Annotated in this window: 23 protein-coding genes; 8 read left to right on the top strand and 15 right to left on the bottom strand. The window is 68.4% G+C overall.

The window, feature by feature from the left end; genetic code table 11:
• The 5 genes from ACOQPP_RS13675 (at nucleotide 1) to ACOQPP_RS13655 (ending at nucleotide 6,614) form a co-directional block, all read left to right on the top strand.
• Entirely contained in the window at nucleotides 1-558 is a 558-nt protein-coding gene (locus tag ACOQPP_RS13675; RefSeq protein ID WP_419165956.1) for an RNA polymerase sigma factor, read from the top strand.
• Between the two features lie 31 nt (nucleotides 559-589).
• Complete coding sequence (locus tag ACOQPP_RS13670) at nucleotides 590-1,285, top strand: hypothetical protein (protein ID WP_419165957.1); 696 nt, start codon at nucleotides 590-592, stop codon at nucleotides 1,283-1,285.
• Nucleotides 1,279-2,373: a PDZ domain-containing protein gene (locus ACOQPP_RS13665; RefSeq protein WP_419165958.1), complete on the top strand. Its 1,095-nt coding sequence runs from the start codon at nucleotides 1,279-1,281 to the stop codon at nucleotides 2,371-2,373. Before ACOQPP_RS13670 ends, ACOQPP_RS13665 begins: the two co-directional genes overlap by 7 nt.
• A gap of 204 nt (nucleotides 2,374-2,577) precedes the next feature.
• Complete coding sequence (gene icd / locus ACOQPP_RS13660; RefSeq protein WP_419165959.1) at nucleotides 2,578-3,831, top strand: NADP-dependent isocitrate dehydrogenase; 1,254 nt, start codon at nucleotides 2,578-2,580, stop codon at nucleotides 3,829-3,831.
• 17 nt (nucleotides 3,832-3,848) lie between these two features.
• Nucleotides 3,849-6,614, top strand: coding sequence for a M16 family metallopeptidase (locus tag ACOQPP_RS13655; protein WP_420636738.1), 2,766 nt, complete (start codon nucleotides 3,849-3,851; stop codon nucleotides 6,612-6,614).
• A gap of 36 nt (nucleotides 6,615-6,650) precedes the next feature.
• On the opposite strand, the gene ACOQPP_RS13650 is transcribed toward ACOQPP_RS13655, so the two are convergent.
• The 5 genes from ACOQPP_RS13650 to ACOQPP_RS13630 form a co-directional block, all read right to left on the bottom strand.
• The gene (locus ACOQPP_RS13650; RefSeq protein WP_419165961.1) at nucleotides 6,651-9,227 is read right to left on the bottom strand and encodes a DPP IV N-terminal domain-containing protein; all 2,577 of its coding nucleotides are present in this window, start codon (nucleotides 9,225-9,227) and stop codon (nucleotides 6,651-6,653) included.
• A gap of 188 nt (nucleotides 9,228-9,415) precedes the next feature.
• Nucleotides 9,416-9,823 carry a hypothetical protein gene (locus ACOQPP_RS13645; RefSeq protein WP_419165962.1) on the bottom strand — a complete coding sequence of 136 codons (408 nt, stop codon included), beginning with the start codon at nucleotides 9,821-9,823 and terminating at the stop codon, nucleotides 9,416-9,418.
• A gap of 154 nt (nucleotides 9,824-9,977) precedes the next feature.
• Nucleotides 9,978-11,468: an amidohydrolase gene (locus ACOQPP_RS13640; protein ID WP_420636737.1), complete on the bottom strand. Its 1,491-nt coding sequence runs from the start codon at nucleotides 11,466-11,468 to the stop codon at nucleotides 9,978-9,980.
• Between the two features lie 19 nt (nucleotides 11,469-11,487).
• Nucleotides 11,488-12,813 (bottom strand): hypothetical protein, encoded by a 1,326-nt coding sequence (locus ACOQPP_RS13635; protein ID WP_419165964.1) that lies wholly within the window; start codon nucleotides 12,811-12,813, stop codon nucleotides 11,488-11,490.
• A 21-nt stretch (nucleotides 12,814-12,834) separates the two neighbouring features.
• Nucleotides 12,835-13,209: a VOC family protein gene (locus tag ACOQPP_RS13630; protein WP_419165965.1), complete on the bottom strand. Its 375-nt coding sequence runs from the start codon at nucleotides 13,207-13,209 to the stop codon at nucleotides 12,835-12,837.
• Between the two features lie 120 nt (nucleotides 13,210-13,329).
• Between ACOQPP_RS13630 and ACOQPP_RS13625 the strand changes: the two genes are divergently transcribed.
• Nucleotides 13,330-14,469 (top strand): diaminopropionate ammonia-lyase, encoded by a 1,140-nt coding sequence (locus ACOQPP_RS13625; RefSeq protein ID WP_419165966.1) that lies wholly within the window; start codon nucleotides 13,330-13,332, stop codon nucleotides 14,467-14,469.
• A 120-nt stretch (nucleotides 14,470-14,589) separates the two neighbouring features.
• A complete protein-coding gene (locus ACOQPP_RS13620; protein ID WP_419165967.1) occupies nucleotides 14,590-15,963 on the top strand; it encodes a dipeptidase in 1,374 nt (457 codons plus the stop codon).
• A 9-nt stretch (nucleotides 15,964-15,972) separates the two neighbouring features.
• Here ACOQPP_RS13620 and ACOQPP_RS13615 read toward each other — a convergent pair whose 3' ends face one another.
• From ACOQPP_RS13615 to sufC, 10 genes are all read right to left on the bottom strand, one after another.
• Entirely contained in the window at nucleotides 15,973-16,245 is a 273-nt protein-coding gene (locus ACOQPP_RS13615) for an OsmC family protein (protein ID WP_419166165.1), read from the bottom strand.
• On the bottom strand, nucleotides 16,246-16,440 hold the full coding sequence (locus ACOQPP_RS13610; RefSeq protein ID WP_419165968.1) for a hypothetical protein: 195 nt from the start codon (nucleotides 16,438-16,440) through the stop codon (nucleotides 16,246-16,248).
• Entirely contained in the window at nucleotides 16,437-17,042 is a 606-nt protein-coding gene (locus ACOQPP_RS13605) for an NUDIX hydrolase (protein WP_419165969.1), read from the bottom strand. The genes ACOQPP_RS13610 and ACOQPP_RS13605 overlap by 4 nt, the downstream gene beginning before the upstream one ends.
• Nucleotides 17,042-18,016 (bottom strand): ribosome small subunit-dependent GTPase A, encoded by a 975-nt coding sequence (gene rsgA, locus ACOQPP_RS13600; RefSeq protein WP_419165970.1) that lies wholly within the window; start codon nucleotides 18,014-18,016, stop codon nucleotides 17,042-17,044. Before rsgA ends, ACOQPP_RS13605 begins: the two co-directional genes overlap by 1 nt.
• Before the next feature lie 34 nt (nucleotides 18,017-18,050).
• The gene (gene sufU, locus ACOQPP_RS13595; protein WP_420636736.1) at nucleotides 18,051-18,548 is read right to left on the bottom strand and encodes a Fe-S cluster assembly sulfur transfer protein SufU; all 498 of its coding nucleotides are present in this window, start codon (nucleotides 18,546-18,548) and stop codon (nucleotides 18,051-18,053) included.
• A gap of 5 nt (nucleotides 18,549-18,553) precedes the next feature.
• Nucleotides 18,554-19,762, bottom strand: a complete 1,209-nt coding sequence (locus tag ACOQPP_RS13590) for a SufS family cysteine desulfurase (RefSeq protein ID WP_419166166.1) — start codon at nucleotides 19,760-19,762, stop codon at nucleotides 18,554-18,556.
• A gap of 160 nt (nucleotides 19,763-19,922) precedes the next feature.
• A complete protein-coding gene (locus ACOQPP_RS13585) occupies nucleotides 19,923-20,234 on the bottom strand; it encodes a Rieske (2Fe-2S) protein (RefSeq protein ID WP_419165972.1) in 312 nt (103 codons plus the stop codon).
• Complete coding sequence (gene sufD, locus ACOQPP_RS13580; protein WP_419165973.1) at nucleotides 20,231-21,562, bottom strand: Fe-S cluster assembly protein SufD; 1,332 nt, start codon at nucleotides 21,560-21,562, stop codon at nucleotides 20,231-20,233. The genes ACOQPP_RS13585 and sufD overlap by 4 nt, the downstream gene beginning before the upstream one ends.
• Before the next feature lie 55 nt (nucleotides 21,563-21,617).
• Nucleotides 21,618-23,033 carry a Fe-S cluster assembly protein SufB gene (gene sufB / locus ACOQPP_RS13575; protein ID WP_419165974.1) on the bottom strand — a complete coding sequence of 472 codons (1,416 nt, stop codon included), beginning with the start codon at nucleotides 23,031-23,033 and terminating at the stop codon, nucleotides 21,618-21,620.
• A gap of 71 nt (nucleotides 23,034-23,104) precedes the next feature.
• Nucleotides 23,105-23,878 carry a Fe-S cluster assembly ATPase SufC gene (gene sufC / locus ACOQPP_RS13570; protein WP_419165975.1) on the bottom strand — a complete coding sequence of 258 codons (774 nt, stop codon included), beginning with the start codon at nucleotides 23,876-23,878 and terminating at the stop codon, nucleotides 23,105-23,107.
• Between the two features lie 214 nt (nucleotides 23,879-24,092).
• Between sufC and ACOQPP_RS13565 the strand changes: the two genes are divergently transcribed.
• Entirely contained in the window at nucleotides 24,093-25,127 is a 1,035-nt protein-coding gene (locus tag ACOQPP_RS13565; protein WP_419165976.1) for a zinc-binding dehydrogenase, read from the top strand.
• Nucleotides 25,128-25,131: the final 4 nt, after the last annotated feature.

Genomic DNA, 25,131 nt, shown 5'->3' with positions numbered 1-25,131 from the left:
GTGGAAGAACGCGATCTGATCGCCTCCGCCAAGGCCGGAGAGCGGTGGGCGATGGGGGAGTTGTACCAGCTGCACGCCCATCGCGTGTACACGGTCATCCGGCGCCTGGTGGGCGACGACCACCTGGCGGAGGACCTCTCGCAGGAGGCGTGGATTCGCGCGTTCGAGAAGCTCCACCTCTTCCGGGGCGACGCGGCCCTGGGCACGTGGCTCTACCGCCTGGCCACGAACGTGGCGCTCAATCGGCTGCGTCGGTCCGCGAGACGGCGCCCGGTGGAATCGGCCGCCGAGCTTCCGCGCGTGTCGCGGGCGCAGGACGACGTGATCGTCACCCGCCAGGTGTTGAGCCAGGCGCTCGACCAGCTCCCGCCGGGATACCGCAAGGTCCTCGTGTTGCACGATGTGGAGGGTTGGACGCACCGCGATATCGCGGAGTCTCTCGGCTGTTCGACGGGCACCTCGAAATCGCAGTTGCACAAGGCGCGCGCCCGGATGCGCCAGCTGATCGCGCCCGCGGAGTCGGGAAGCGGCGGGGCGCGGGACAAGGCGCGCCTCTGATGGAAACATTGATGACGAGAAATCGGACAGGATGAATATGATCGCCGGACACCTCGAGGCCGAACGCATTTCGGCGCTGCTCGACGAGCCCTGGGCGGACCGCGACGGCCAGGCTCATCTGGAAACGTGCGGGGACTGCCAAGCGGAGTTCGAGAGACTGAGCCGCATGCGCATGGCCCTGTCGGCGCTCCCCGAGGAGAGGCCGCCGAGGGGCGAGTGGGCATCGATCGAGGCCGCCCTGGATGCGCGCGAGTCCGGAATGGGCGGCCGCTGGGTCGGGCGCCGCTTCGCGGGTCGACTGCTCGTCCCGGGACCGCTCCAGGCGGCCGCCGGGCTCATGCTGTTCGCGGGCGGAGTCATCGCGGGCCTGCAGTTCACGCGAGGTGGGGCAGGGGAGACCACGGCCGATCTCCCGAGGGTCGTGTCGCCGGCCGATGATCGGACACTGCTCGAGGGGCTCAACCGCCTCGAGTCGCTGCGAACGCCGCTCCGGCAAGTGGGAGAGGGCGCGGTCTCCCCGGGCTCCGCGTCGGGGGACCGGGAGAGCGATCCGATCGAGATCGCACAGTCGCTCGTACGGCTGGACGGTTCGATTCGGGCGCTGCGTGATCAGCTCGAGACCGACCCCGGCGACTTCTTTGCGAGCGCGTATCTGTTGGAGCTCGTGGAGTTGCGCGACCGTCTGACCGATGAACTCGGCCGCGCGAGCGCGGTGCGCACATGGTGACCGAGGCCCGGCGGTTCGTCCTCGCCCTCGGCCTGTGTTCGGCGCTGGCCCCCGCGGCCGCCGCGGGACAGGAACCTGCGGCCGCCGAGACTCGTGGCTGGCTCGGGGTACGGGTCGAGGAACGCTACCACTGCGGCTGGGAAACCGCGGAGGATTGGAAGAACTGCGACCTTGAGACCCGCATTCGCGAGTTGCAGGAAGACGGGCCGGCGGCCCGGGCCGGCCTTCTCGTGGGAGACCGCGTTGTGGCGATCGACGGGCGCGAGATCACCGTCGGCAGCCTGCCCGGGGCGCTCATCGCGATCCGACCGGGTGCCGCCGTCAGGGTCGAGGTGGTGCGCGAGGGAGAGCGTCGCTCGGTTCACGTGATTCCCGCCGTCACGCCGCCGGATCCGGTTCGCGTTCGGATGATCGGACGACGCGCGGAGGCCGCGACGGTTGGTGCGCGCGAATCGCGCGTGTTCGTACTGAGGCTCCCGGGTTCCGTCGGGAGCGACGGCACCGGCTTCGCGCTAACGGTCCGCGATACCGAGGCCGAAGGCGTCGCCGTCGAGCCTTCGGCCGTGCGGGTGGTGGGCGGCCGGCTCGAGGTGCTTCTGGTGCGCGATCGTCCGATCCCCGAGTTCCAGGAACTACGGCGGGCGTTGCTCGGCAGTCTGGAGCGGGAGAGCGAGTCCGCATACAGAGATGTCTCGACGGCGCTCCAGCGCATCGGCCGGGTCCGGGCGCGCATCCCGTCCGTGGAGTTCCGCCGGGGCATGATGCGCCTCGCCGAGGTCGCGCTGGCGGAGCCCGGAATCGCCATCCGCTTTGACCGGACGTTCGCGGGAGCGGAGTTCGAATCGGTCCGGGATTTCTTGGGCCGACCCGGTCTCGATGGTCTCCTCGTGCTCCGGGTTGTCCCCGGCACGATGACGGCGCGTCTCGGGCTCAGGGCGGGTGATCTTCTCGTGCGCGCGGGCGACGAGCCGATCCGGGAGGTGGAAGATCTCATCGCTGCGATCGCCACGGCCGACGGCGAGGGCTCCACGGTGGAGTGGATCGGCGAGGGTCACGAGACCCGGCGCGCCGTCTGGCCCCGGCGCTGACGAATGGGGCTTCTGTCGACACAACGCCCCTGTTCCCTCGCGTCCGAGACCTAGGACCGCCCGCAGCGGACGTATACATCCCACTTGTCTGTATACGTAGTATACGCTTGTCAAGCCCGACGGCGCTTCGTAAAACTTCCTGCCCGCCGACACCGACCTTCGGTGCGCGGGTTGGCCACATCGCCCGTAACGATTCGAGTCTCCATGTCCGACACCACTCCCCCATACGAAGCCCTGTCCACACCTTCCGGCGGCGAACGGATCCGGATGGTCGGCGGCCGCCTCGAGGTTCCGGCCCGGCCCATCATCCCGTTCATCGAAGGCGACGGTATCGGCCCCGACATCCGGCACGCCGCGAGCGCGGTCCTCGAAGCGGCCGCCGCCAAAGCGTATGGCGGGGAGCGGAAGATCGTGTGGTTCGAGGTGCTGGCGGGGCAGAAGGCGTTCGACCGCACGGGCGACTGGCTGCCGGCGGACACCCTGCGCGCGATCCGCCACCACCTGGTCGCGATCAAGGGACCGCTCACGACACCCGTAGGCGGGGGGATCCGCTCCCTGAACGTGGCGCTGCGCCAGAAGCTCGACCTGTTCGCGTGCGTCCGCCCCGTTCGCTGGTTCGAGGGCGTCCCGTCGCCCGTACGTCAGCCGGATCTCGTCGACATGACGATCTTCCGTGAGAACACCGAAGACATCTACGCCGGCATCGAATGGGAGGCGGGGACGGAGGAGGCGCGCCGCCTGCTCGCCTTCCTGCGTGACGAGATGGGCGTCTCCACCATCCGTTTCCCGGAGAGCAGCTCCCTCGGGGTGAAGCCGATCTCGCGGGAGGGGACGCGCCGTCTCGTGCGCGCCGCGATCCGCTACGCGAAGGACCGGGGATCCGCCAGCGTCACCCTCGTCCACAAGGGGAACATCATGAAGTTCACCGAGGGCGGCTTCCGCGACTGGGGCTATGAACTCGCGAAGGAGGAGTTCGGGGCGCGCGAGTTCGGCGGCGGCCCCTGGTGCAGAACATCGGACGGGATCGTGGTCAAGGATGTGATCGCCGACGCGTTCCTCCAGCAGATCCTCACGCGGCCCGCGGAGTACGACGTCATCGCGACCATGAACCTCAACGGCGACTATATCTCCGACGCGCTGGCCGCCCAGGTCGGAGGCATCGGTATCGCCCCCGGAGCGAACATCAACTACGAGACCGGCCACGCGATCTTCGAGGCCACGCACGGAACCGCCCCGAAGTACGCGGGACAGGACAAGGTCAACCCGGGCTCGGTCATCCTGTCCGGAGAGATGATGCTGCGGCACCTCGGTTGGAACGAAGCCGCCGACTTCATCGTATCCTCCCTCGGTGCCACAATCGGCCAGAAGCGCGTGACCTATGACTTCGAGCGCCTCATGGAAGGAGCGACGCTGCTCCGGTGTAGCGAGTTCGGTCAGGCCATGATCGACAACATGTAGGCAACATGTAGAAGGAGATGGAGAGGATGAAGAGATTCACCGCACTCGCGGGTATGCTCTCGGCCCTCGCGGCCACAGGCACCGCCCACGCCCAGCTTCCCGCCGGAGTCACGGAAGTTGCGAGCGTCGAAGGCATCACCGAGTACCAACTCGACAACGGACTCCGTTTCCTGCTCTTCCCCGACCAGAGCAAGCAGCAGATCACCGTGAACATCACCTATCTCGTCGGTTCCCGGCACGAAGGGTACGGCGAGACGGGGATGGCCCACCTGCTCGAGCATCTCGTGTTCAAGGGGACCCCGAACCACCCGGATATCCCGCAGGAGCTGACCGAGCACGGCGCCTTCCCCAACGGGACGACGTGGTTCGATCGCACGAACTACTTCGAGACCGTTCCGGCCACGGATGAGAACGCCGACGAGAACCTCGAGTGGGCTCTGGATCTCGAAGCGGACCGCATGGTGAACTCGTTCATCGCGCAGGAAGATCTCGATTCGGAGATGACGGTTGTCCGCAACGAGTGGGAATCCGGGGAGAACAGCCCGCAGGGCGTGCTGCAGAAGCGGGTGCTGTCGGCGGCCTACGACTGGCACAACTACGGGAACTCGACCATCGGGGCCCGGGCCGACCTCGAGAACGTGCCCATCGGCCGGTTGCAGGCGTTCTACCGGAAGTACTACCAGCCGGACAACGCGGTCCTCGTCGTCGCCGGGCGGTTCGAGACCGACCGCGCGCTCGAGCTGATCGCGGCAAAGTTCGGCGCGATACCGCGGCCGGAGCGCACGGGGGCGAACCAGCTGTTTCCGACCTACACGGCCGAGCCCGCGCAGGACGGCGAGCGGACGGTGACGCTGCGGAGGGTCGGAGATGTCCAGCTCGCGATGGCTGCCTACCACATGCCCCCCGGCTCGCACGAGCACTTCGCGGCGGTCGACGTGATGACGCATCTGCTCGCCACCCGCCCCGCCGGCCGTCTCTACCAGGCTCTGGTGGAGTCGGGGCTCGCGGCGAACGCGTTCGCCTTCAACTACCAGCTCAGCGAACCCGGCATGCTGCTCGTGGCCGCCGAGGTCCGCCAGGAGGACTCGCTCGAGGAGGCGACCCAGACCCTGCTCGCCACGGTCCAGGCACTCGTCGACGAACCTCCCACGGAAGAGGAAGTGGAGCGGGCAAAGACCGATTACCTCTCGAGCATCGAACTCGCGTTCAACAACCCGCAGGGGATCGCGCTCCAGTTGAGCGAATGGGCGTCCATGGGTGACTGGCGCCTCTTCTTCCTGCACCGCGACCGGTTGGAGCGGGTGACGCCGGAAGCGGTGCACCAGGTCGCGCAGGCCTATCTCAAGCCTTCCAACCGGACCATCGGCTACTTCTACCCGGCGCCTGAGACCCCGGCGCGGGCCGAGATTCCGGCGCCGCCGGACGTCGGTGCGCTGGTCGCTTCGTACACCGGACGCGAAGCGGTGGCGGAGGGTGAGGCGTTCGATCCGACGATCGAGAACATCGAGGCCCGGACCGAGCGCTTCGAACTTCCGGTCGGGCTGAAGGTGGCGTTCCTGCCCAAGGAGAACCGCGGCGAAGCGGTCACTGTGCGTCTCACGCTTCGTCACGGGACGGAGAGCGCGCTCATGGGCCAGGCGACCGCCGCATCCTTCGCCGGCGGCATGTTGATGCGCGGCACCACGAGCCGCACGCGCCAGGAGATCTCCGACGAACTTGACCGGCTCAAGGCCCAGGGCGGCGTCGGGGGGAGCGCGCTCACCGCCAGCGCCTCCTTCACGACCGTTCGGGAGAACCTGCCGGCCGTCCTCCGGCTCGGCGCCGAGATCCTCCGGGAGCCCGCGTTCGACGCCGGGGAGTTCGAGCTTCTGCGCGAGGAGCGGCTGGCGGGACTCGAGTCACAGATGTCGGAGCCGATGGCGCTCGTGCCCCAGGCGCTCTCGCGGCACCTCGAGCAGTACCCGCCAGAACACCCCCGCTACTCGCCGACGTTCGACGAGCAGATCGAACGCTACGAAGGCGTGACCGTTGACGAGGCCCGTGCGTTCTGGGAAGGCTTCTACGGCGCTCAGGGCGGTACGATGGCGATCGTCGGCGACTTCGACCCCGGCGAGATCCGCCCGCTGCTCGAGGAATTGCTCGGCGGATGGGAAGCGGCGGAGCCGTACGCTCGCGTGGCCGGAGGATACCGGGACGTGGACCCGGTCAACATGGATATCGAGACGCCGGACAAGTCGAACGCCATGATGATGGCGACGGTTGCCGTCCGCATGCGCGACGACCATCCCGACTACCCGGCCTTGATTCTGGGGAACTACATCCTGGGCGGAGGCATGAACTCGCGGCTGTTCAGCCGCGTCCGCAGCGAGGAAGGGCTCTCCTATATGGTCGGTTCACAGTACGCGGCACCCCCCATCGATGATGATGCGGCGTTCCTCGCTTACGCCATGTTCGCCCCGGAGAACGCGGACAAGGTCGCCGCGTCGATCAGGGACGAACTCGAGCGTACCCTGGCCGACGGCTTCACGGACGAGGAACTGGAGATCGCTCGGCGTGGCTACCTCGACCAGCAGCAGAGCAGCCGCGCGAACGACGGTGCGATCGCGAACATGCTGACGAACAGCCTCTTCCTCGACCGTCCGCTTACGTTCACGGCCGGGCGGGAGGCGGCGATCGAGGCGCTGACCGCGGCCGATGTCGTGGCGGCGATGCGTCGGCACATCGACCCCGCGAAGCTGAGCATCTTCCGGGGCGGCGACTTCGCGAACAAGCTCGTCCCCTAGCAGGTAACCCGCCGACAGGGGCGGCGGGCGGCCGGTTCAGCGGCCGCCCGTCTGCTCCCGTTCCACGTTCAACTGCGTGATGTCCGGGCTCCAGCGCGTGTCGCCCAGCAGGTGCTTCACGAAGTACTCCGCGCGCAGCCAGAACCAGTAGTCGCTCATGTCCCCGTAGCCGTGCCGCTGGCCGGGGAAGACGAAGTAGTCGAAGCGCTTGTTGGCCCGGATCAGTGCCTCGGCCATGCGATGCGTCCCCGCATGGTGGACGTTGTTGTCGATGTCCCCGGTCGTGAGCAGCAGGTGCCCCTTCAGGTTCGCGGCCAGATCCGAGTTGCGCTCGATCTCGTACTCGAAGGTCACGTTTCCGCTGTCGTCGACCACTTCCCGCACGCCGTGGTGCTTCTCCGACCAGTTCTGGTTGTAGACGTCGTTGTTGTGGTTCCCCGAGGATGAGACCGCGACCCTGAAGAAATCCGGGTAGACCAGCATCGCCGCCGTGGACATGAACCCGCCCCCCGAGTGGCCGTAGATCCCCACCCGGTCGATGTCGATGAAATCGTGCCGGTCGGCGAGTTGTTCGATCGCGGCTTTCTTGTCCGCCAGCCCGTAGTCCCGGAGGTTCCCGTACCCGTAGTTGTGGTACCACTTCGATCGCGCCGGGTGGCCTCCGCGGTTCCCCACCGTGATCACCACCATCCCGAACTGGGCCAGCGCCGTCTCGTAGCGCGCCGTCGAGAACGACTTGGCGACGGACTCCGTCTGCGGCCCTGGGTACACGTAGGCCACGATCGGATACGTCTTCTCCGGGTCGAAGTCGAACGGCTTGTACATGACGCCGTAGAGATCCGTCACCCCGTCGTCCGCCTTCACCCTGTAGGGCTCGGGGAATCCATACCCCGCTTCCTCGAGCTTCGAGAAGTCCGCGATCTCGAGGTCCATGATCCTGCGTCCGTTGGCGGCATGGAGCGCCGACGCCGGCGTCTCGTCGACGCGCGAATAGTTGTTGACGAAGAAGCGGTTCGACTCCCCCATGTCGACCCGGTGATCGAAGTCGCCGGGGTTCAACCGGGTCAGCCCCGAGCCGTCCAGGTTCACCCGGTAGAGGTGCTGGTAGTAGGGGTCCTCGCCCACCTCGCGCGCGTTGGCCTGGAAGTAGACGACGCCGGCCGCCTCATCCAGCCCCACGACCTGGCGTACCGACCACGGGCCCTCGGTGAGGCGGTTGCGCAGCGATCCGTCCGGGCCGAACCGGTACAGGTGGGCCCAGCCGTCCCGCTCCGACCACCACAGCATGTCGCCGGACTCCAGGAGTTCGAGCCGCTGGAACTCCACGTAGGTGTTGAGCCGCTCCTCGAACAGCACGCGGGACTCGCCCGTCGCGGCTTCGGCGACCATGACGTCCACCCGGTGCTGGTCGCGGCTCTGCCGAACGAAGTGGAGTTCGTCCGAGTTCGGGGAGAGCCACAGCGTGCGGAACGGCTCCTCGCTGTCCGGATACCGGAACTGGCGCGCCGAAGTCTGGGACAGCCGGTGGTCCTTCCACTCCTCCGGCATCGCGACCTCGACCATGCGCCGCTCCTCGAGGTCGTAGATCAGAAGCTCGGGCTGGCTGACGGTCTCCTCGCCCGGCATGTCGTACTTGTAGGATTCGAGTTCGGGCCGCTTGTTGCCGACCATGTGGATGACCCACAGGTCGCCCACTTCCCGGCGGTCCCGCCGGATGAGCGAGAAACGGCGCGAGTCCTGCGACCACGAGATCGACGCCCGCTTGCGCTCATCGGCGTTCTCCTCGCGCTCGATGTCGGTGTCGCCCCGCTCGAAGGCGGCGTAGCTGTAGTGCTCCTCGCCGTCCGTGGTGAGTTGCGTCTCCTCGACCTCGATCCCCTCCTCGGCCTCATCCGCCTCGTCCCCGCTCTTGCCGCGCCGCGCCTCGAGGAACTGCTGGTAGTCGTCCCCGCTCATCATGTACAGATTGTGCTGGCGGGCGAAGATGACCGTCTGTCCGTCCGGCGATACGCTGGCCCAGGGGGCGTGGTTGTCGGGCGCCTCCCAATCCTCCATTTCGCGCAGGACGCGCGTGTCCACGTCGTACTCGAAGTGGAACACCTTCTTACGGGCCCGCTGGCGCTGCCGCTCTCCCTCGTCGTCCTCCTCGTCCAGCTCCTCCATCTCCTCCATCTCCGAGTCGGTCTCGTCCTCCTCTTCGTCCTGCGAGGACTCGACCTCGAACTGGAGGGTGTTGGCGTCGACGAACTTGATCGCGCGGATCGGGAGGTGCTGGCCGTCCCACGGGTCGCGCGTGATGCGGGTCAGCTCGGCCGCGATCCTGTCATTGTCGAAGATCGGCCGCTTCGTGCCGGCCACCGGGTCGACGATGTAATAGAAGGACCCGTCCGAGATCTCCCATTCGTACCAGAACGACTCCGAGCCCTCGATCCACTGCGGGTCGACCGAGGTGGAGTAGATGAGATCGTCGATCCTGTAGGGCGCGAATCGCGCCGCGAGACGGTAGTTCGCCGGAGCCTCGGCAGCTTCCTGCGCGCCGAGCGGGACCGCGATCAGGATCGCTGCCACGAGCGGGAAGCAGGAACGGAGGACGACACGCTGTGCGCGGTTCATGGCAAGACCCGGTGGTTGTCGTTGGAGAAGGACGAGAGCACGTCGGAGAACGTCGAAGAAGGTGGAGCGGGTCACATCAACCTGTCCAGCGGGCGCGGCCGGCGGGCGCGAAAACGCGCCCGCCACCGGGAGCCGGTCGTCGGGACCGGCCCCCGCCGCACCCGGAAGCTGCCGGATTCAGACGGTCGCTAGTCGCCCCGTCCGAGCATCATGGCGACGACGGCACCTGCCGCGCCCCACAGGACCGCCGAAACGACGACGTCGACGATGGCCCAGGTGAGGGTCGAGACGTTCATCGTACCCAGCATCATGAACCCGACGGCCACGGCGATAAGCGCGCCGAGCTGGGCGCCCGCCTTGGCACCGCCCGCCACGTCGGTGGCGCCCTTCCACCCCAGCACGGTCGCCAGCAGGCCGCCCGAGGCCAGCTGGCCGACTGCAATCCAGAGGAAGTCGGGAGCCTCCTTCATGGCCCCGGTGGCGCTACCCATGTTGGCTTCCATCAAGCCGCCGAGGATCAGGTCGTACAGCACGTAGCCGCCTACAAAGAGGACGACGGCACCGGCGACTGAAGCGACGAGGCACTTCGTGTTCATGGCGTTACCTCTCGCCTGAAGGTGGGGAGGCCTCCCCATACCCGTCCCATCCCACCTGTCGGTGGACACCCCACAAAACGAGGCCACCGACGATGAGCATAGGAAACGGCAAGAGCCAACGGCAAGAGCAGTTACGCGCCGGGGCCCCGACGGCCTACGGGATCGGGGGCTTTTGGTCCGCCGGAATGGGAGAGCGCCAGGGCCGCCCGCCGGTGGACTCCCGGTGCGCGGCCCTGGCGGCTTCGAGGAGGCCGGGATCGGTGAGCAGATCCATGCCCGTCATCGCGAGAACGCGCGCCGCCACGTCCGCCGCGGCCGCGGCCCACTCGGTCCCGTGCGAGGCGCTCGTGGCCCAGGAATGCCAGGGAACGCCCTTCGGAGCGGAGGTGACTTCGAGCTGCACGGTGGGCGTGATCCAGCTCACCTCCGCCACGTCCGTCGAGCCGCCCTGCGCCGGCGTCGGCCCGAGGGCGAGCGGCTGCACCTCGACGTCGAGACCCACCGGGTCGATGTCGAGGCCGGTCTGCATCTCGCGCCCCCAGGCCTGAAGGACATCCGGGAAGTTCGGGCCCCCGACCGCTTCCAGGTTGGCCTGCATCGCCTCCTGCAACGGCCGGTTGAGCAGCAGCGCGTGCACGCCCGTGATGAGCGACACCTCGTGCTCGGTCCGGGTCGCCTGCGCGGCGGCGGCGGCAATGTCGAGCAGCCACTCGTAGTACTCATTGACGTTCGTGCGCAGGGTGTCGCGCACGTAGTACCACGCCTTCGCGTATTCGGGGACGACGTTCGGCGCCTCGCCCGCGTTCGGCATCACGTAGTGGATGCGGGTCGAAGGCTGTACGTGCTCGCGCATCAGGTTCGCGCCGTAGTTCATCATCTCCACGGCGTCGAGGGCGCTGCGGCCGTTCCACGGGTCCGCCGCGGAGTGCGCCGCCTGGCCGTGGAACTCCACCGTGAAGTTGTTCATCGCCTGGGTCGAGGCGTTCGTGACCCGCGTCTCCGTCATCGGGTGCCACACGAGCGTCGCGTCCACGTCGTCGAAGACCCCTGCGTTGGCCATGTAGACCTTGCCGACGACCGTCTCCTCGGCCGGGGTCCCGAACAGCCGCACCTCGCCCGCGATGTCCTGGTCCGCCATGGCCCGCTTGATCGCGATCGCCGCGCCGGCGGAGCCCGCCCCGAACAGGTTGTGGCCGCAGCCCTGGCCGCTCGTGACCCCGTCCGCCCGGGCCGCGCGGTGGGGCACCGGCTCGTTCCCGACACCCGGCAGCGCGTCGTACTCGGCCGGCACGCCGAGCACCGGACCCCCGCTTCCATGGCGGTACGTCGCCGTGAAAGCGGTGGGCATGCCCGCGACCCCGGTTTCGACCTCGAACCCCTCGGCCTCCAGCAGGCCCGCGAGGTACTCCGCCGATCGATGCTCCAGGAGGGCGGTCTCCGAATACTCCCACAGCGTCATCGACATGTCCCGGATCTCGCCGGCCAGATCGTCGAGCGCTTCCAGGGCGGACATCTCCGCCGCCGACGCCCCCTCCATGAGCGAAGTCGGGGTCTGGGACACGAGCGGCGCGCGGGCGGTGACGAGCGCCGCCGCCACGATGGCGGTCACAGCGGCGGCGGCAGGCGGGACGAAGAACCTGTGCATGAAGTCAGCCTCGTAGTAGCTAGAACCGGTCCAGGCGGGGGTTGACGACGTTGGAATAGATCGACCCGAACGTGTAGGAGAAGCCCACCGACACGCCATACTCGAAACCGCTCTGGAGGATGCGCTGGCGCAGCAGGACCTCCTCCGTCGTCGCGTCACCGGCCGGCACGTTGAGCTGGTCGCGGATGCGCGAGTAGTTCGCGTTGAGGCGGAGCGACAGGCCGCGGAAGATCCGGAAATCGGCTCCCGCGAAGGCTGTGAAGCGGTTCTTCGACGGATCGTGGAGGAACTGGGAGAAGGTCAGAAAGCCGTACGACTCCCCCCAGGGCTGGCGGACGCTGAGGCGGACGCTGAACCGGTGGTGCGGGAGGGTCTCCTCGTCCTTGAGGAACACCGTCTGTTCGATGTAGTCGTTGTAACGGACCCCGATCGTATAGAGGAAATTGAACTGCCTGCGGGTCGACTCGGAGTAGGGGAAGATGTTGTACTCCAAGGCCGGCCCCACCCGGATCTGCAGGTCTTCGTTCTCGAAGCTGGAGTGTGCCAGCTCGTACGCCGCTCCCACCGACCAGTGGTCCGACAGACTCCACACGCTGAGCCCCTCGGCATCGTAGCTCTCGCGGATGCTCGTGACCGAGGTCGTGTCCGAGGTCTCGAAGAGCCTCTTGTTGTAGCTCGCGTCGATGGAGAACTCGAGCTTCAAAGCGTCCGTGACCCTGTCGGCCGAGAATCCTCCCGAGAGTTCGTACGATTCGGTGCGCTCGTCCACGTCGAGTTCGGCGTTCGCGCGCAGCCGGAAGGTCCAGAAGTTCCACGGGTCGTCCTCGGGCCTGGCGGCGATCTCGCCGTGCTCCGCTCCGTCGTAGTGGATATCGATGCTGGGAGCCTGGCCGGTGCGGGCGATGTAGCGCAGGAGTCCCAGTTCGAGCGTGTGCGCCACCTCGGTCAGTCGCTGCTCCACCGCGAGATTCGCGCGGGTCACGACTTCGAGCCGGTCCGTGATCTCGACGAACTCCTCCCGTCCGATGAAGTCGAGCGTGAAGCGCTGGCCGCCGCTGCCCGTGCCTTCGGAGGTCATCAGGACGTGGACCTGGGCGTCCTCGCGGTCGCGGGTGTAGTTCACGTACGGGATCTCGCGCCGGTAGAAATCGAAGTCGCACATGCCGCGACCGCCATCGCAGTCGAAGAAGACGCGAAGGGCGCCGTTACCGTTGGCGGGCGTCGGGTCCTGCCCTTCCAGAGGGACGGCAAGGAGACACGCCACGACGGCGAGGCCGCGCGCGACCGGCGGCGTTCCCGCGGGAACGCGAAACGCGCGCCGGGTCATGTTCAGAAGGGTTCTCACTCGAGGGTTCCTGACAGACGGCTAGAAGAACTGGTCGATGAGGATCGGGTTGCCGTCAGGATCCTCGAGGACGATGTGCGCGGGTCCGGAATCACCGGCCTCCGCCGTGCCGTGCGTGATCTCCACGCCGCGTTCGCGAAGGGTGCGCTCGATGTCGCGGACATCCGTGAAGGACTCCATCTGCTTGCCTTCGAGCGTGAGCCCCGGGTTGAAGGTGAGGATGTTTTTCTCGAACATCTCGTGGAAGAGGCCGACCACGGTCTCTCCATTCATCATGATCAGATAGTTTGCTTCGAAATCGCCGCCCGTCTGCTCGAAACCGAGCTTCTCGTAGAACGCCTTCGAGGCGGCGAGGTCCTTCACCGTGAGACTGATCGAAAACATGCCGAGATCCAACGGATCGCTCCGGGTTGAGGGCACTGTCGCGACGGTCGCCGGGAAACTGATGCCCGAGAGCCACCCGGCCAACCCGCTGCGCCGAGACCCCCCGGCCCTCCGGTTCCGCCTGGCCACACGATGAGCCGACTCCGCCTTTCGCTCCGCTCGCCCCAGCTGCGGCGCGGGGCCACGGAAGGGATCCTCGACCCGGCCGCGGCCGCGGCCGCTCGGGACGTGATCCGAGGCTGGCACGGGTACGAAGCGACGCCGTTGGTAACACTGCCGGGGCTCGCGGCGTTGCTGGGCGTCGAAGCCGTGTGGGTCAAGGATGAGTCGTCGCGCTTCGGCCTCGGCTCGTTCAAGTCGCTCGGCGGGGCGTTCGCCGTCCTGCGCGCCCTGCAGGACGAGATCGAACGCCGGAGCGGCGCGCGGCCGACGGCGGCGGAACTCCGGGCCGGACACCCGCACGCGGCGGAGATCACGGTCACGACCGCGTCGGCGGGCAACCACGGCCGGTCCGTCGCCTGGGGGAGCACCGAATTCGGGTGCCGGTGCGTCGTCTTCCTTCCGGAAGACGCGATTCCGGCGCGCGCGCGGGCCATCGAGTCGCACGGGGCGGAGGTCGTCCGCGTGCCGGGCGCATACGACGGGGCGGTCGCGCACACCGACCGGGCGGCCGCCCGCAACGGCTGGATCGTGGTTTCCGATACCGCCTACGAGGGCTACGAGGAAACGCCGCGCCGCGTCATGGCGGGCTACACGCTCCTCGCCGCGGAGATGCTGGAGGCGCTCGCTTCCGCAGGCGCGCCGCCGCTCACGCACCTCTTCGTGCAGGCGGGCGTCGGCGGTCTGGCGACGGGTGTGTGCGGCCACTTCGCGCATCGGTGCGGCGAGGCTCGGCCGCGCTTCGTGGCCGTCGAGCCGTGGCGGGCGGACTGTTTCGGGCGCAGCCTGCGCCTCGGCCGGGCGAGCGCGGCCGAACCGCCGTTCGACACCGCGATGGGCGGACTCGCCGCCGGCGTCGCGTCGACGATCGCATGGGATTTCCTCGCACCGCTGCTCGACGCGGCGCTCTCGCTCCCGGAAGACGGGTGGGTCGCCGGCGCCGAGGCGCTCGAGTCCGGGGGGCTGGGCGCCCGCATCGTCGCGGGCCCCTCCGGCGCCGCGGGCATCGGGGCGCTCCTTGCCCTGGCCGGCTTCCCCGGGCTGCGGAAGCTGCTCGGGCTCGACGCATCCGCCCGGGTCGGCGTCCTCGTCACCGAGACCCGGTTCGACTGACCGACCGGGCGCCGCCAGCTTTGCCGGGCCGCGAGGCGCTTGCCGCGCGCCGCCGCTGCCCTATAGTCGATCACGCCCGGGCCGCAACGCCCGCGAATCCCGCAACCCGACCGGAGCCCCATGTCCGACTTCTCCGCCTATATCGACCGAGAACTCCCCCGCTTCCACGAGGAACTCGAGACCTTTCTCCGGATCCCCAGCATCAGCACCGACCCGGAGCGCGCAGGCGACGTCCGGGCATGCGCGGAGTGGGTCGCCGAACACTTCGCGGCCGCGGGCGTCCCCGGCGCCGAGGTCATCGAGACCGGGGGGCACCCCATCGTCGTCGGCGAGCGGATCCACGCCCCCGACGCACCGACCGTGCTCGTCTACGGGCACTACGACGTGCAGCCCTCCGAGCCGGACGAACTGTGGTCGAGTCCCCCCTTCGAGCCCGCCGTGCGCGACGGCCGCCTCTACGCCCGCGGCGCCGTGGACGACAAGGGGCAGGTCCACATGCACATCAAGGCGCTCGAGGCCCGACTCGCGACCGGGGAGGACGTCCCCGTGAATCTCAAGCTCGTGATCGAGGGGGAAGAGGAGGTCGGGAGCCGCCACCTCGCGGACTTCCTCTCGGAGAACGCCGAACGACTGGCCTGCGACGCGGTCCTGATCAGCGACACCGGGATGTTCTCGCCCGATTTGCCGTGCATCACGACGGGCCTGCGCGGGATCGTCTACGCGGAGATCAACGTCTTCGGGCCCGCGTCGGACCTGCACTCGGGGACCTACGGCGGCGCCGTCGTGAACCCCGCCAACGCCCTGGCCGCGATCCTCGCCGGCCTCCGGGACGGCCGCGGCCGCGCGACCGTGCCGGGGTACTACGACGCCGTCCGGCCCATCGGCGAGCGTGAGCGGGCCGACCTCGATCGCCTGCCCATGGACGAGGAAACGCTGCGGGACAGCGTCGGAGCGACCGCGTTGGGCGGCGAGGCCGGCTTCTCGGCCCTGGAGCGGCTCTGGTACCGCCCGACGCTGGACGTGAACGGGATGCTGAGCGGCTTCACGGGCGAAGGTTCCAAGACCGTGCTGCCGTCGCGGGCGATGGCGAAGGTGTCGATGCGGCTCGTCCCGGATCAGGATCCGGCGCAGGTCATCGAGGCCTTCGAGGCGCGGGTGCGGGAACTGGCTCCCGAGGGTGTGACGGTGGAGATCAATCGCTCGCACGGCGGCGCGCCCTGGGTCGTCGACACGGAGCACCCGATCTTCGACGCCGCGTCGGCCGCGCTGGAGTCGGGTTTCGGAGCCCCACCCGCTTTCGTGCGCGAAGGGGGCTCGATCCCGATCGTCCAGGCGTTCGAGGAGACGTTCGAGGCGCCGGCGCTGCTCATCGGCTTCGCGCTCCCCGGCTGCAACATGCACGCGCCGGACGAATGGATCGATCTCGGCGTCTACCGCAACGGCATCGCGGCGCTCGCCGACCTGTACGGCCGCCTCGCCGACGGGCTCAACTGAGCCCGCCGCTCATTCGAGCGGCAGGAGGTCCAGCTCCGTCGTGATGTCGATGCACCCGGAGAGCGTCCGGTAGACCGGGCACTTCGGCGGATGGGCCTCGAACGCGCGCCGGATCGCGGCGGCGTGCGCTTCGTCCGCCCGCAATCGGTACCGGGCGTGAATCCTCCGGATGACGAGGACGCCATCCTCCGTCTCGACCTCGCCCTCGACCTCCGCCACCAGTCTTCCCTCGTCGGCCCTGACGCCACGCGCTTCCAGCGCGCCCCCGAAGGTTCCGGTCAGTCAGCCGCCCGTGGCGGCGATCACGTAGTCGAGCGTCGTCGCGATATCGCGGTCGGAGGTGACGCCGTAGTGCTCCGCGATTGCGGAGTGGACGCCGAACTCAACCGGTGCTTCCGTGGCCGGGATGTGCGCCGTGCGGTAGGGACCCTTCTCCCGGACGATCTTCACGTGGGAACGGTAGAGGACATCGCTCATCGGCTGGCTTTCTCCGTGACAAGGTCGAGGAAGTTCATGACGACCCGATGGGTGAGTCCCCATATCGTGTCGCCCTCGAACAAGATGGAGGGGAAGATGCGCTCGCGGCCACCATCGGCGAAGCGGACCTCCGAGCGCAGGGCGGGATCGCGCAGCGCGCCGAGCGGTGCCCAAACGTGATACTGCACCTCGTCGTTTGTCGCGACCCGGGTTTCACCGTCGTGCCACGCGACGAAGGGCGAGATGAGGATCGACGGGATCCGGCGGGTCACGGGGTGCAGATCGTCGAGGCGCCCCAGGTAGGCGCGGCAGGGGAGATGGAGCCCCACCTCCTCGCGCGTCTCGCGGCGCGCCGTCGCCAGGATGTCCGCATCGGCGGCGTCGCGGTGCCCGCCGGGGAGCGCCATGTGGCCGGACCAGGGGTCACCGGGGACCTCGGCGCGCCGGACGAAGAGCACCTCGAGATCCGGGGCGCCGGGTCGGACGACGAGGGTCACGGCGGCGTGGTGGTCCGCCGCCCCCTCCGGTACGAGCGCGGGGCTCGTGGCGGCCAGACGGCGCGCGATGCGGCCCGCGCTCCACGGCTCGTGCGTCTCGCTCATCAGGCCCTCTCGGCTTCGTCCAGGAGCCGCAGGTAGCTCTCCCGCCGCCGCCCCGCGATGGTCCCGCGCTCCACGGCGGCGATGACCGCGCAGTCCGGCTCCACACGGTGGCGGCAGTCGGCGAAACGGCAGCCCTCGCCGGCCGCGGCGATCTCCACGAAGCCGCGCTGCAACTGCGCGGGGTCGAGGTCCCACAGCGCCAGGTACTGCAGGCCCGGCGTATCGGCCACGTAGCCCCCCGGCGGATAGCGATAGAGCGCCGATGCGACCGTGGTGTGCCGCCCGCGTCCGCGCCGCTCGCTGATCTGGCCCACCCGCAGGTCGAGCCCTGGGACGAGCGCGTTCAGGAGGCTCGATTTGCCGACGCCGGACTGGCCGCTCAGCACCGTGACGCGACCCTCGAGCCGCGCGGCGAGCGCCTCCAGCCCCGCGGCCGATTCCGCGCTGGTCCACATCGTCTCGACACCGAGCGCGGCGTACTGCCGGAGGCCGCTCCCGGCTGCGGCTCCCCCGCCGGAACCCCGGGCGGGGACGCGCCCGCCGACCGGCGCGAGATCCGACTTGTTCACCACGAGAAAGGCCTCGATCTCGCTCAGCGCCGCCAACGCGAGCAGCCGGTCGACCATGAGGAAATCGGGGTCGGGTGCGGTGACGGAGACGACGACGGCGACCTGGTCGACGTTCGCCACGATCACCTGCTCGCGCCGCTTCGAGACGCCGTGGCGGGCGAGCGCGCTACGCCGCGGTGCGAGCCGCACGATCCGCATCTCGTCCCCGACCTGCTCGAGTTCGACGAGGTCCCCAACGGATACGATCCGCGAATCCGTCCGCTTGACGCGTCCGCGCAGCGATGCCTGAATGACCGAATTGGCGTCGACGACGTGATAGACGCCGCCGGCGATCCGCAGCACACGTCCGAAGGACGGGCGGGATCCCTCGGCGGGCGAGGGGGCGGAGACGCCGCCCGGGTTCACGCCGGACCGCGGGTTCCGGTGCGGCGCGTCGGGATCACCCGGAGTCGCTGCCGGAGTTTGTCCCGTCCGCCAGCTCCTCCAGGCAGTTCCAGCCCAGCAGGGCGCACTTGATGCGGACCGGGAACTTCGAGACGCCCGCCAGCGTGCGCAGATCGCCCAGATCGTCGTCCGCCAGCATGGCGTGCTCCCCGTGCAGGAGCCGAGTGAACCTGGCGGAAAGCCCGTGCGCCTCCTCCAGCGACTTTCCGGACACGCGCGCGGTCAGCATCGAAACCGCCGCCTGGCTGATCGAGCAGCCGCGCCCGAGAAAACGGGCCTCCGCGATCCTCCCCTCCTCCACGCGGAGCATGAGTTCGATCACGTCTCCGCACAGAGGGTTGTTCATCGTGATCGCGTGCGTGGCGTCGTCCAGCCGCCCCTTGTTCCGGGGCTTCCGGTAGTGATCGAGGATCACTTCCTGGTACAGCTGGTTGAGCGAGGAAGGGATCTCTCGGTCGACCCTGCCGGGCGCCTGCGGAGGGGGATCGGTCATGGGCGTCAGGATATGCCGTGAAAGACTTCGGCGGCCATCGCGAGCCCGTCGCACAGGGCGTCGATCTCGTCCGCCGAGTTGTAGAGATAGAAGCTCGCCCGCGCGGTGCCGCTGATCCCGTAGTGGTCCATGAGCGGCTGGTTGCAGTGATGTCCGGCCCGGATCGCGATGCCCCGCTGGTCGAGGATCGTGGAGAGGTCGTGCGGATGCACGTCTCCGTAGGTGAAGGAGAACACGGATGTCCGGCCTCGCCGGGGCCCGTACAGCCGGAGCCCTTCGATGGCGCCGAGTCTCTCCAGCGCGTATCGCGTCAGGGCGTCCTCGTGAGACGCGAGCGCTTCCCGCCCGAGGTCCGCGAGGAAGCGGGCGGCCTCGCCCAAGCCCACGACGCCCGAGATGTTCGGCGTCCCGGCCTCGAATTTGGCCGGCGGCTTCGCCCACGAAGATCCCTCCAGCGTTACCTCCGAGATCATCTCGCCGCCCCCCTGATACGGAGGCATCGCCTCGAGCAGTTCACGCCTCGCCCAAAGCGCTCCGACGCCCGTGGGTCCGCACATCTTGTGGCCGCTGAAGGCGTAGAAGTCACACCCGAGCCGGGTCACGTCGGTCAGGAGATGGGGGGCCGCCTGCGCGCCGTCGACGAGGGCGAGCGCGCCCGCCGCGTGGGCCCGAGCCACGATCTCCCGCACGGGATTGATCGTCCCGAGGCCGTTGGAGACGTGGGTGAACGCGACGAGACGGGGCCGCCGCGCCAGGAGCCGGTCGAGGTCGTCGAGGTCGAGCCTGCCTTCGGTCGTTACGTCGACGAAGTGGAGTCCGCACCCCGTACGGGCGGCGAGCAGCTGCCAGGGGACGAGGTTCGAGTGGTGCTCCATCTTCGTGAGCACGATGTCATCGTCCGGGCCGATGAAGGCGCCGCCCCAACTCGAGGCCACGAGATTCACGGCCTCCGTCGTGCCGCGGGTGAAGACGATCCCGGATGGGTCCGGGGCGCCCACATGCGCCGCCACGGCGAGGCGTGCGTCCTCGTACGCCTCGGTCGCCTCGGCGCTCAGCTGGTGTACGCCGCGGTGCACGTTGGCGTGCTGCATGCGCAGATAGCGCTCCACCCGGTCCTGCACGCGGAGCGGCTGCTGCGAACTCGCCGCGCTGTCGAGATAGACGAGCGGCTGGCCGTTGACTTCCCTCGACAGGATGGGGAATTGGGCCCGCATCGCCGCGACGTCCCACGCACGCGTCGGATCCGCCTCCGTCGGGTCGCCGCCGGCCGCCGCCGGATCGCGGTCGGGAGCCGACGGGGGACTGTCCGGAGCGAGCACGCCCGCCGGGTGGTTCGTGTCCATCATCGAGCCCCGATCGTGTCGACCGTTCCGTTCAGCCGACGTCGACCTGGACTTCGTCGCCGTCGAGCCGCACGTCGAAACGCCGAACCGGCATGACCGCGGGCAGCGCGCGCACCGCCCCCGTCGCGATGTCGAAACGCGCTCCGTGCAGCGTACACGTGATCTCGCCGGCGGCGACCTCCCCTGCGGAGAGCGGGAACTCCTCGTGCGAGCAGCAATCCTCGAGCGCGTGGATTTCGCCCCCGCTGTTGATGAGGACGATCGCCAGGTCCTCGACCATCACGCCCCTCGTATCGTTCTCCGGAACTTCGTCCAGTCTGGCTACGGTGACGAACCGGCTCATAGTCCGATCTTCTCCTCGATCGCTTCGCGAACGCGCGCCCGGACACCCTCCATCGGAAGCCGCGCCAGCACCTCGTCGAAAAACCCGAACACCAGCAGGCGCTCGGCCTGCCGTCTCGTGAGTCCCCGGCTCATGAGGTAGAACAGCTGCCCGGCCTCCACCTGCCCGATCGTGGCGCCGTGCGAGCAGCGCACATCGTCCGCCTCGATCTCGAGGTTGGGGAGCGCCGACGCGTGGGATCGCTCGCTGAGCAGGAGGTTGCGGTTGGTCTGATAGGCGTCGGTGAGCTGGGCGCCCTTGTCGACCCGGATGAGCCCCCGGAACACGCTCGACCCCGCGTCGGTCAGCGCGCCCTTGAACAGGAGATCGCTGTGCGCGTGGGGCGCGGCGTGGTGCTGGAGCGTGTGGTGGTCGAAGTGCTGGTCCGAGTCGCCGAACCAGAGCGCCAGCATCTCACTGTCGCTCCCCGGGCCGGCCAGTCGGCTCGTCACGTCCGCCCTCGAGAGGTCGCCCCCCAGCGCGACGTTGAATGTCATGACGCGCGAGTCGCGTCCGGCGAGCACGTGCTGGGTCGAAAACCGCTTCACGCCCCGGCCGAAACGCTGCAGAGCGACGTAGTCGACCGCGGCCCCGCCCTCGCTGGAGATCGTAGCCCCGTGAAGCGAGACCGTCTCCCCCTCCAGGTCGCCGGAGAAGAATTCGTCGATCACCGCCGCCCTGGCGCCCGACTCCCCGTACACCAGCGAATGCGCCGAGGACAGCGCCCCCGCCCGCTCGACAACGTGGAAGGCGTGCACCGGCGCGGGCATCTCCACACCGCGCGGCACCCAGAGGAGGTACCCGCCGCCGAGCAGCGCGAGGTGCAGGGCCCAGAGCTTCTCCTCGGCTGGTCCGGGCTCCGCGTCGAAGAGCGCCCGCCGCAGCAACTCGGGATGTTCGGCCGCGGCCTGCCGGATCGTGGAGAGTACGACGCCGGCGCGGACCGCCTCGGGCTCGAGTTCGAGGTGCGCGACCCGCCCGTCCCGCAGGACGACGACACCCGCGCGGTCCCCCGAACGCCCGAGCACTTCGAGCACGTCCGCCGGCAGCGCCTCCGCCCCGGCGGTCGCCCCGGCGACCGGCGTGAGCGCGTCGAACCCGACCTTCGAGAGGTCGGTGTAGCGCCACTCCTCCGACTTGCGGGTCGGCCACGGCAGGGCGACGAACCGCTCCCACGCCGCCGCGCGCGCCCTCGTCATCGCGAGCGGCTCGGAGACGCCGCCGCGGAACGTTTCAAAGTCCGCCGTGGCCAGCGTCGCCTCCGCCGGCCCGGCCGTCATTGTGCTCATATCGTCAGAGATTCCTCGTGATTCCCGGAACGGCGCGGGGTCCTCGCCGCGAGCGCTAGCCGACCGACCCTTCCATCTCCAGTTCGATCAGCCGGTTCAGTTCGATCGCGTACTCGAGCGGCAGTTCCCTGGCCACCGGCTCGATGAACCCGCGCACGATCATCGCCATGGCCTCGGCCTGGTCCAGTCCGCGACTCATCAGGTAGAACAACTGCTCGTCGCCGACCTTCGAGACGGTCGCCTCGTGGCCGATGGAAGCCGTGTTCTCGTCGATTTCGATGTAGGGATACGTGTCCGTGCGCGACTTCTCGTCCAGCAGCAGGGCGTCGCACTCGACGTTGGACTTCGCGCCCACGGCGCCATCGTACACCTTGCACAGACCGCGGTACGACGAACGTCCGAGCCCCTTCGAGATCGACTTCGACGTGATCTGCGACGTCGTGTGGGGGGCCGCGTGGACCACCTTCCCGCCCGTGTCCTGGTGCTGTCCGTCCCCCGCGTAGGCGATCGACAGGATCTCGCCGTGCGCCCGCTCCCCGATCAGAAAACACGACGGGTACTTCATCGTGAGCTTCGAGCCCAGGTTGCCGTCGAGCCACTCCATCTTCGCGTCCTCGTGCACGAGCGCCCGCTGCGTGACGAGGTTGTACATGTTGTTCGACCAGTTCTGGATCGTCGTGTAGCGGAACCGCGCCCCCTTCTTGACCACGATCTCGATCACGCCCGAGTGGAACGAGTCGGTGGAGTAGACCGGCGCCGTGCAGCCCTCGATGTAATGCGCCTCGGCGCCCTCATCGCAGATGATGAGGGTGCGCTCGAACTGGCCCATCTTCTCGGCGTTGACGCGGAAGTAGGCCTGGAGCGGGATCTCGACCTTCACCCCTTTCGGGATGTAGACGAACGACCCGCCCGACCACACGGCCGAGTTCAGCGCCGCGAACTTGTTGTCGCGCGTGGGGACGATGGTCGAGAAATACTGCTTGAACAGTTCGGGATGCTTCGCGAGCCCGTCCTCGATCGACTCGAAGATCACGCCCTGCTCCTCCCACTGTTCCTTGAGCGAATGATAGACCATCTCGGACTCGTACTGGGCTCCGACCCCGGCGAGCGCCTTCCGCTCCGCCTCGGGAATCCCGAGCTTCTCGAACGTGTCCTTGATCTCCTGCGGCACGTCGTCCCACGACCGCTCCATCTGATCCTGCGGCTTCAGATAGAAGTAGATCTCGTCGAGCGTGTCCTCGAGTCTGGAGAGATCGCCACCCCACGTCGGCATGGGCTTGGACCGGTACACCTCGAGCGCCTTGAGGCGGAACTCGAGCATCCATTCCGGCTCGTCCTTGTGATGGGAGATCTGCCGGACGATGTCGCTGGAGAGCCCGGGGACCGCCTTGAATACGGGTTTGTCCTCGGTGACGAAACCGTACTTGTATTCGTCGAGTCCGAGCCCGCTGATCGTCTCGTTCTGGGGCATGGTTCTTCCGCCTTCCGGTACTGCTGATTCATCGCCGCGGAGCAGAGTCCGCGGAATTTCGCCGCTGGCTGTTAGACGGCTGCCGCCGCCCGGTAGAGCCAGTCATAACCCTCGGCCTCCAGCTTGTCGGCCAGCGAGGCACCGCCGCTCTCGGCGATGCGCCCCGCCATCATCACGTGGACGCGGTGGGGCTGGATGTAGTTCAGGATCCGCTTGTAGTGCGTGATGAGGAGCACTCCGAGCGCTTCATCCGCCGCGGAAAGCCGGTTCACGCCGTTCGCCACGATCTTGAGCGCATCGATGTCGAGACCGCTGTCCGTCTCGTCCAGCACCGCCAGCGCGGGCTGAAGAACCGCCATCTGGAGGATTTCGTTCCGCTTCTTCTCGCCGCCCGAGAACCCATCGTTCACGTACCGGGTGGCGAAGCCCGGATCCATCCTCAGCATCTCGAGCTTCTCGGTGAGCGTGCGCTGGAAGCCGAACACGTCCATCTCCTCGCCCTCGGCCAGGCGCGAGTTCATCGCCGTGCGCATGAAGTTGGCGATAGAGACGCCCGGAACCTCGGCGGGATACTGGAAGGCGAGGAAGATTCCCTCCCGGCTCCGCTCGTCGGGCTCCAGTTCGAGGACGTCTTCGCCCCTGAACAGAATCTCGCCGCCCGTCACCTCGTAAGCCGGGTGTCCGGCGATGACCTTGGCCAGCGTGCTCTTTCCCGAGCCGTTGGGTCCCATCAGCGCATGCACCTGGCCGCGCTCGACATCGAGATCCACGCCTCGGAGGATCTCCGTATCCTCTCCCTCCACCCTCGCTCGCAGTCCGCGAATCGACAGCAGCGGTTCTGACATTCTGAATCCTCTTCAGTTGCAAAAGGCCGGTCACCCAGGGGCGCCGGCCTGGAAACACAAACGGATGAGTGAATAACGATTATCGACGCGACAAGGTACGCTGCTTCGGACGCGTTATCAAGCCTGATTGAGACTCGTTCTCAACTCCGGACGAGCCTGCGACCGGGCGTCACCCATGGCTGCACACGCCACCGCGGCGCGGTACGTTGCGCCCATGAAAGCGGCATACTTCGAACGACATGGAGGACCGGACGTCGTTCGGGTCGGCGAGCTGCCCGACCCGACACCCGGTCCGGCTGAAGTGCTGATCGGAGTCCGGGCGGCGGGCCTGAATCACCTCGATCTGTGGGTGCGGCGAGGGCTCCCGGGACTCCGCCTGCAGATGCCCCACATCGGCGGCTCGGACATGGCCGGCGAGATCGTGGCGGTGGGCCATGAGGTCACGGGGTGGGCCGCCGGAGATCGGGTGGCCGTGAACCCGGGATGCTGGTGTGCCCGCGACGACTGCGAATGGTGCGTCCGGGGAGATCATCCCCTCTGCCCCGCCTACCGCGTCCTGGGCGAGCACTTGCCCGGCGGCTTCGCCGAATGCGTGGCGGTACCGGAGCGCAACCTCGTGCGTTTGCCGGACGGATTCCCGTTCGCCACCGCGGCCGTGGCGCCGCTCGTCTACCAGACGGCGTGGCGCGGGCTCCTGTCGCGAGGAGGGCTGGCAGCGGGAGAAACGGTCCTCATCACCGGCGCATCGGGCGGGGTCTCCACCGCCGCCATCCAGATCGCGAAGCACCACGGTGCGCGCGTGTTCGCGGTCACGAGCGGACCCGGGAACGTGCGTCGCGTGGAGGCGCTGGGGGCGGATCTCGTGATCGACCGCCTGGAGGAGGACTTTTCGCGCCGCGTCTGGGCGGAGACCGGGAAGCGCGGCGTGGATCTCGTTCTCGACAGCGTGGGCGAGGCGACGTGGGAGGGTTGTGTCCGCGCTCTCTCGCGGGGCGGACGGATGGTCGTCTACGGCGCCACGACCGGGCCGCGCGGCGTGCTGCACATCACCCGCCTCTTCTGGACCCAGACCTCGGTCCTCGGCACGACGATGGCTACGCGGTCGGAGTTCGACGCGGCGATGGCGCTGGTGCTCGACGGCACGCTGGAGCCCATCATCGACGACGTGTGGCCGCTGGACCGGGCGCGCGAGGCGCATGAGCAACTCGAGGCCGGCGGAGTCTTCGGCAAGCTCGTCCTCACGCCGTGAGCCC

It is taken from the genome of Candidatus Palauibacter sp. (assembly GCF_965222475.1).
Lineage (GTDB): Bacteria > Gemmatimonadota > Gemmatimonadetes > Palauibacterales > Palauibacteraceae > Palauibacter.
Note: the sequence above shows the minus strand (reverse complement) of the source record. Positions and strands in the feature narration are given on the sequence as shown.

What these genes read in the sequence shown, in the direction of transcription:
- ACOQPP_RS13670 (WP_419165957.1), top strand. Translation starts at nt 590, where the DNA reads ATGAATATGATCGCCGGACACCTCGAGGCCGAACGCATTTCGGCGCTG.
- ACOQPP_RS13665 (WP_419165958.1), top strand. Translation starts at nt 1,279, where the DNA reads ATGGTGACCGAGGCCCGGCGGTTCGTCCTCGCCCTCGGCCTGTGTTCG.
- icd (WP_419165959.1), top strand. Translation starts at nt 2,578, where the DNA reads ATGTCCGACACCACTCCCCCATACGAAGCCCTGTCCACACCTTCCGGC.
- ACOQPP_RS13655 (WP_420636738.1), top strand. Translation starts at nt 3,849, where the DNA reads ATGGAGAGGATGAAGAGATTCACCGCACTCGCGGGTATGCTCTCGGCC.
- ACOQPP_RS13650 (WP_419165961.1), bottom strand. Translation starts at nt 9,227, where the DNA reads ATGAACCGCGCACAGCGTGTCGTCCTCCGTTCCTGCTTCCCGCTCGTG.
- ACOQPP_RS13645 (WP_419165962.1), bottom strand. Translation starts at nt 9,823, where the DNA reads ATGAACACGAAGTGCCTCGTCGCTTCAGTCGCCGGTGCCGTCGTCCTC.
- ACOQPP_RS13640 (WP_420636737.1), bottom strand. Translation starts at nt 11,468, where the DNA reads ATGCACAGGTTCTTCGTCCCGCCTGCCGCCGCCGCTGTGACCGCCATC.
- ACOQPP_RS13625 (WP_419165966.1), top strand. Translation starts at nt 13,330, where the DNA reads ATGAGCCGACTCCGCCTTTCGCTCCGCTCGCCCCAGCTGCGGCGCGGG.
- ACOQPP_RS13620 (WP_419165967.1), top strand. Translation starts at nt 14,590, where the DNA reads ATGTCCGACTTCTCCGCCTATATCGACCGAGAACTCCCCCGCTTCCAC.
- ACOQPP_RS13610 (WP_419165968.1), bottom strand. Translation starts at nt 16,440, where the DNA reads ATGAGCGATGTCCTCTACCGTTCCCACGTGAAGATCGTCCGGGAGAAG.
- ACOQPP_RS13605 (WP_419165969.1), bottom strand. Translation starts at nt 17,042, where the DNA reads ATGAGCGAGACGCACGAGCCGTGGAGCGCGGGCCGCATCGCGCGCCGT.
- sufU (WP_420636736.1), bottom strand. Translation starts at nt 18,548, where the DNA reads ATGACCGATCCCCCTCCGCAGGCGCCCGGCAGGGTCGACCGAGAGATC.
- ACOQPP_RS13590 (WP_419166166.1), bottom strand. Translation starts at nt 19,762, where the DNA reads ATGCGGGCCCAATTCCCCATCCTGTCGAGGGAAGTCAACGGCCAGCCG.
- ACOQPP_RS13585 (WP_419165972.1), bottom strand. Translation starts at nt 20,234, where the DNA reads ATGAGCCGGTTCGTCACCGTAGCCAGACTGGACGAAGTTCCGGAGAAC.
- sufD (WP_419165973.1), bottom strand. Translation starts at nt 21,562, where the DNA reads ATGAGCACAATGACGGCCGGGCCGGCGGAGGCGACGCTGGCCACGGCG.
- sufB (WP_419165974.1), bottom strand. Translation starts at nt 23,033, where the DNA reads ATGCCCCAGAACGAGACGATCAGCGGGCTCGGACTCGACGAATACAAG.
- sufC (WP_419165975.1), bottom strand. Translation starts at nt 23,878, where the DNA reads ATGTCAGAACCGCTGCTGTCGATTCGCGGACTGCGAGCGAGGGTGGAG.
- ACOQPP_RS13565 (WP_419165976.1), top strand. Translation starts at nt 24,093, where the DNA reads ATGAAAGCGGCATACTTCGAACGACATGGAGGACCGGACGTCGTTCGG.